The sequence below is a fragment of the Bacillus sp. JJ722 genome, assembly GCF_036963345.1.
Taxonomy (GTDB): domain Bacteria; phylum Bacillota; class Bacilli; order Bacillales; family DSM-1321; genus Bacillus_AD.
Genome location: NZ_JBALMO010000301.1, coordinates 1 through 5,254, shown reverse-complemented (window position 1 = coordinate 5,254; position 5,254 = coordinate 1). Strand labels below are relative to the sequence as shown.

The window sequence follows — 5,254 nt, the reverse complement described above, 5'->3', positions numbered from 1 at the left end:
GGATATATATGAAAAAAATAGGGGTTGTTTTTCTATTGTCAGTGTTGTTTCTTGCTGGTTGCAATCGAGATACGTTGGCAGCAATTCCATCTAAGACACCTTTTGTAGCAAGCGTAAATATAAAAGATGGTAGTATATCGTTTATAAATAGTGAAAAAATGCACGTTTTGGCAAAATGGGATATTCATCAACCATTTACAGGTGCGACATTGTTGCCAAATGACAATCAAATTGCGCTCTACGGGAAGCAAATGAATTCAATACTTGTGTATTCGTTAAGCGAGGGTGAGCTTATTGATGAGTGGCAAGTAGGTGAAGGTATCGTTATGATGAGTGTAATTAATGGGGGAAAAGAGTTAGCTTTAGTTGATCAGTCAACCAATTCTATTCGTATTTATTCTTTAGAAGGGCAACAACTTCGTTCAAAAGAAGTGGGCGATAAGCCTATTTCAATTCATGAGGATCAACGTACTAAGCAATTATATGTAGTTAATTTCAATGATAATAAGATAACCGTATTACAATCCAACACGTTAAAAACCGCAAAAGAAATAATCATCAATCCATTTTCAACAGGAATAATGATTCGTAGTCAAGAACAACAAATTTGGGTAGGGGGACATGGTAAAGGGGATCATATAGAGGATAACGTTCATATTTATTCAACCGAAACAGGTAAGTTAATCAAGACTTTGCGTACACCTTCTATGCCAATTCAGTTTTTGTCTTATAATGATTATGTTTATATCGTAAGTCATGGAACAAGCACGGTCTATAAATATAAGGATATGGAACAAATAGCTTCTATAAAAGTAGGCGTAAATCCCTTTGAGATGAAACAAGTAAAAGACAAATTTGTACTTGCATCATATGATAGTAATAACCTTCATGTAATTAATCCAGTGAATTTTACAGTAGAGAAAACAATTGAGGTAGGAAAGGGACCGTTTCAGTTAGTGGTAAGGGAGTAGATACATAGATGGTAAAATATAGAGTTCTTGTTGTAGACGACGAAGAGGATATGAGACATTTAGTAGAAATGTATTTATTAAATTCTGGCTTTAATTGTATTCAAGCGAGTAATGGTAAAGAAGCTTTAAAAATATTAGGGGCGGAGCATATAGACGTTGTACTTCTTGATGTTATGATGCCGATTCAAGATGGTTTTGAAGTTTGTAAGGAAATTAGAAATTTCTCTGACATACCAATTATTTTTGTAAGTGCGAAGGGTGAAGAATGGGATAAAGTTAAAGGGTTAAAACTTGGTGGGGACGATTATGTCGTAAAACCATTTAGTCCTGGTGAACTCATGGCACGTATCGAATCAATTTTGAGAAGAGTAGGTAAGAAGAGTGAACAAGTAGAAGACGATCAAATGGTATATGGAAATATCACTCTTAATAATCGGTCTAGAAAAGTTATGGTTGGTAAGGAAACGATAACATTAACTTTAAAAGAATATGAGCTATTGCATTTCTTAATTCTACATACTAATCAAGTGTTAAGTAGAGAACAATTATTGGAACGAATTTGGGGTAATGATTATAATGGTTCTCTACGTACGGTTGATACTCATGTGAAGACTCTTCGTATGAAATTGAAAACGGCCGACTATATTCAAACTGTTTGGGGTATTGGTTATAAATTTGAGGCAGTAAATGAAAATTAAGTCTTATAACTTGCAGCAAAAACTTTGGATTTTTCTTTTTACCATTACGTTAGTTAGTATTGTATTTGCGTATAGTTTGTCACAAGTCTTTTATCAAAAGCTATATGTAGATTATGTGAAGGAAAATTTGGAATTACAAGTAGAGCAATTAGCAAGTGATTATAAAGGTGGTCCTTTAACGGATACTTTTAGGCAACAAGTAGAGTGGTTAAATTCAAAAACACACGGAGAAATGTTTGTGGTTAATAACCCGCGAGAACTAAGCGCGTGTCTTCCTTTTGAAATTGATTATGAGACATTAATATCCGAAGAGGAAAGGCAATCACTATTAGCAGGAAAGGCTGTTTTCAAAAAGGGTTATGAAGAACGCTTCCAGCGAGATATTGTAGCAGTTATTTACCCATTATTAGACAATGGAAGATTAGAGGGTATTATTTATTCTTATATTCCGTTAACAAGTATGAATGAATTTACGCAAGATTATACATTTGTTTGGTTTATTGCAGGCTTCTTATTTATTGCCCTCATGTTCTTAGTAGGTGTAAAAGTAATTAATTTTATGGTAAAGCCATTGAAAGAAATGAAAAAAGCGGCTATGAAAATGGCTAGAGGGGATTATTCTACAGTTATCGATGGTAGTGGACGAGATGAGATCGGTAGCTTAGCTACAGCGTTTAATCAAATGTCTCAATCTATTCAAGAAGAGGATGAACGAAAACGTGATTTTCTTGCGGATATATCACATGAACTACGAACGCCGCTTAGCTATATAAAAGGATATACACAGGCATTATTGGATGGACTAGTGAAAACAAAAGAAGATGAGCGGAAGTATTTAAAGTTAATTTCAAGAGAAACGAAAAAATTGCAAAATTTAGTACAGGATTTGTTAGATTTAACTAAATTAGAATCTAATACTTTCGTTATTAATGCAAATCCGGTTGCATTTGCACAATTCATTGAAGACTATATGGAAAAGTATATTTCGATATTGCAGGATAAAAAAATTAAGTTGAAAATGGATTTAAGTCCAGAAGTGATTATTAGTGGAGATGAAGTTAGGTTAGAACAAATCATCCAAAATATTCTTGAAAATGCTTTAAGGTATACAGAAGAAGATGGTACAATTTCATTATGCTTAACTAAAAAAGGGAAAAACTGCATATTAACAATAGAAGATACTGGAAGAGGGATTAGTGAGGAGCATTTAGCTAAGATTACCCAAAGATTTTATCGTGTAAATAAAGCGCGATCACGATTCGATGGTGGAACTGGGATTGGACTATCAATTGTGGAAAAATTAATGGAATTACATAACGGACACATGACTATTGAGAGTGAACTTCATAAGGGAACAAAAGTAATTTTTGTTTTTCCGATATTAGATTTGTAGTATTTAACGAACAAAGGGGAAAATAGAATGAAAAAAATATGGTTGATTTTATTATTTAGTGTTTTTTTACTTGCTGCCTGTGGAAATGACTCGAAATCGGAGAATGCGGATGAAGAAATGGCTTTTTTAGATGTAGAATTAACGGTTAATCCAGGCCCAGCAAAGGTTAATGAGCCCGTTCAATTTCAAGCAAAAGTAACATATGGTGACAAGCCTGTAAAAGATGCAGATGAAGTAAAGTTTGAAATATGGCGCTCTCATAGTGACAAGCATGAAAAGATAGATATTAAACATAGTAAAGACGGGATTTATGAATTGGAAAAAAGCTTCAGTGAAGATGGAACTTATTACATATACGCTCATGTTACTGCAGAAGGTATGCATAATATGCCTAAAAAAGAATTTGTCGTTGGACAACCAAGTACGCCGGAAGAATAATAATGTATATCTGTATCATTTCTTTAAGTTATCGTTTCTTACTATAATAAGAAACGATTTTTTATTGTATATGAAGGATAGTTTTATAAGATCATTAACCTTATACATGAACCATGCTAGTCTTTTGTCTGTCGCATAGTTCCTTTTTAAACTCATTCGTTAAAAAAGGAGAGGTGATGGTTTTTCTTAATGTCTTGTTCTTATAGAGCTATTATTAGAATACGTATGAATTAGGAGAACAAAGGTGAGGTGGGAAAATGAAGAACAAACGAATGGAACAAGCACCTCAAAATATGAATTATAACGAAATTATTTTCCAAGAGAAAGAAATAGGTGATGAAATACCAAATCAATGGTCTTTAAAATTAAAGAAAATTGAGTCGATATTATTGCCTAAGACCACTTCGGATATGTCTTCTGTTTTACAGCCTGTTGATGTAAAAAGAAGCTTACTTTTAAATAAAGATGGCAAAGCCTCCATTACGTTCGATATTTCAACGTTAAAAAAATATAGTATTTGCGTAATCAATGAAAGTGATCATCCTATTACATTTTGCCTTGAGCTAAGCCCTAATAATATACATTTTGTGAAAAAGACACCTTATATTGAAGTGGAGCCTAGGCAAATAGAGATGGTTTCATCAGATGATTATTTAAAGTATGCTAGAATTCAACTATTGGGTGAGAATATATCGTCTGTTGTTGTTTATTTACAAGGAGTAAAGTAACAAAAAATATTACAAGTATATTAAAATAGTCATTTCTTTGTAATGAATGTCATAAATAAAGGGATAACCCAATAAGTGTCAATCATTATTTTTTAGTATGAAGATGGAAATTCCTTAACAGTAATGGAGGGATTTCCTTTTTTTATTGAATAAAGGAAAATATTTGGAAAAGAACTGGAAGGTGCAGTTTTATAANNTTTATAATATTTGTACTGTTGTAGGGTAATAATGGGAAATACAATAATGGTTATTTAATAGTATTATTTGCTAATGTAATAATATGGTTCTATTATTACAAAAAACTCGTGTTACGATGTGGTTGTAAACAACAAATCACTTTCTAACAGGAGGAGTTTTTTATCATGAATAAAAAGTTTTTATTTACATTAGCTACAGCAGCTACAGTAACACTTTCAGGTTTCGGTGTAATGAGCGCGGACGCAGCGTCTAATACATCTACTAATAAAGTACCATGCAATGAAGTTCACAAGTTTGTACAAGATTGCAAGGATGGTAAAATCACAGGAACTACTAATATTAAAGTAAAACCTGTTGTTATTGAAAATGGTACAATGAAACCATGTCCAGTCGCTAAGCCAGAAGTAAAACCAGAAAACAAACCAGAAGTAACACCACCAACAAATGCAGCAGAAAACAATAAGCCGGCAGTTGATAATTCAAAACCAGAACAAGAAAAACCATCAACTTCATCTGAAGTTAGTGCTTATGAACAAAAAGTTGTAGAGTTAACAAATGCAGAGCGTGCAAAACAAGGTCTTAAACCATTAAAATTAGATGTTGAATTAAGTAAAGTAGCACGTGTTAAGTCACAAGATATGAAAGATAAAAAATACNNATGAAAAAATTCGGTATCTCTTATAACTATGCTGGAGAAAATATTGCTCAAGGCCAACGTTCACCTGAAGAAGTTGTAAAAGCTTGGATGAACAGTCAAGGTCATAGAGAAAATATCATGAATCCAAATTATACACATATCGGAGTTGGACACGTAGCTGATAATAACTA

The 5,254-nt window shown here is 32.8% G+C and carries 5 protein-coding genes and 1 pseudogene; all 6 read left to right on the top strand.

Annotated features, from left to right (window positions below):
* Window positions 1-971 (top strand): YncE family protein (locus tag V7014_RS24435; RefSeq protein WP_335511248.1); only part of this gene is annotated, 971 nt, incomplete at its 5' end.
* Between the two features lie 8 nt (window positions 972-979).
* The gene (locus V7014_RS24430; protein ID WP_335511246.1) at window positions 980-1,669 is read left to right on the top strand and encodes a response regulator transcription factor; all 690 of its coding nucleotides are present in this window, start codon (window positions 980-982) and stop codon (window positions 1,667-1,669) included.
* Window positions 1,659-3,062, top strand: a complete 1,404-nt coding sequence (locus V7014_RS24425) for a sensor histidine kinase (protein ID WP_335511244.1) — start codon at window positions 1,659-1,661, stop codon at window positions 3,060-3,062. Before V7014_RS24430 ends, V7014_RS24425 begins: the two co-directional genes overlap by 11 nt.
* Before the next feature lie 27 nt (window positions 3,063-3,089).
* Entirely contained in the window at window positions 3,090-3,500 is a 411-nt protein-coding gene (locus tag V7014_RS24420; RefSeq protein WP_335511242.1) for a FixH family protein, read from the top strand.
* Window positions 3,501-3,757: 257 nt separating this feature from the next.
* Window positions 3,758-4,228 (top strand): DUF6385 domain-containing protein, encoded by a 471-nt coding sequence (locus tag V7014_RS24415; protein WP_335511240.1) that lies wholly within the window; start codon window positions 3,758-3,760, stop codon window positions 4,226-4,228.
* A 362-nt stretch (window positions 4,229-4,590) separates the two neighbouring features.
* Window positions 4,591-5,254: pseudogene (locus V7014_RS24410) on the top strand (CAP domain-containing protein); the annotation flags it as partial.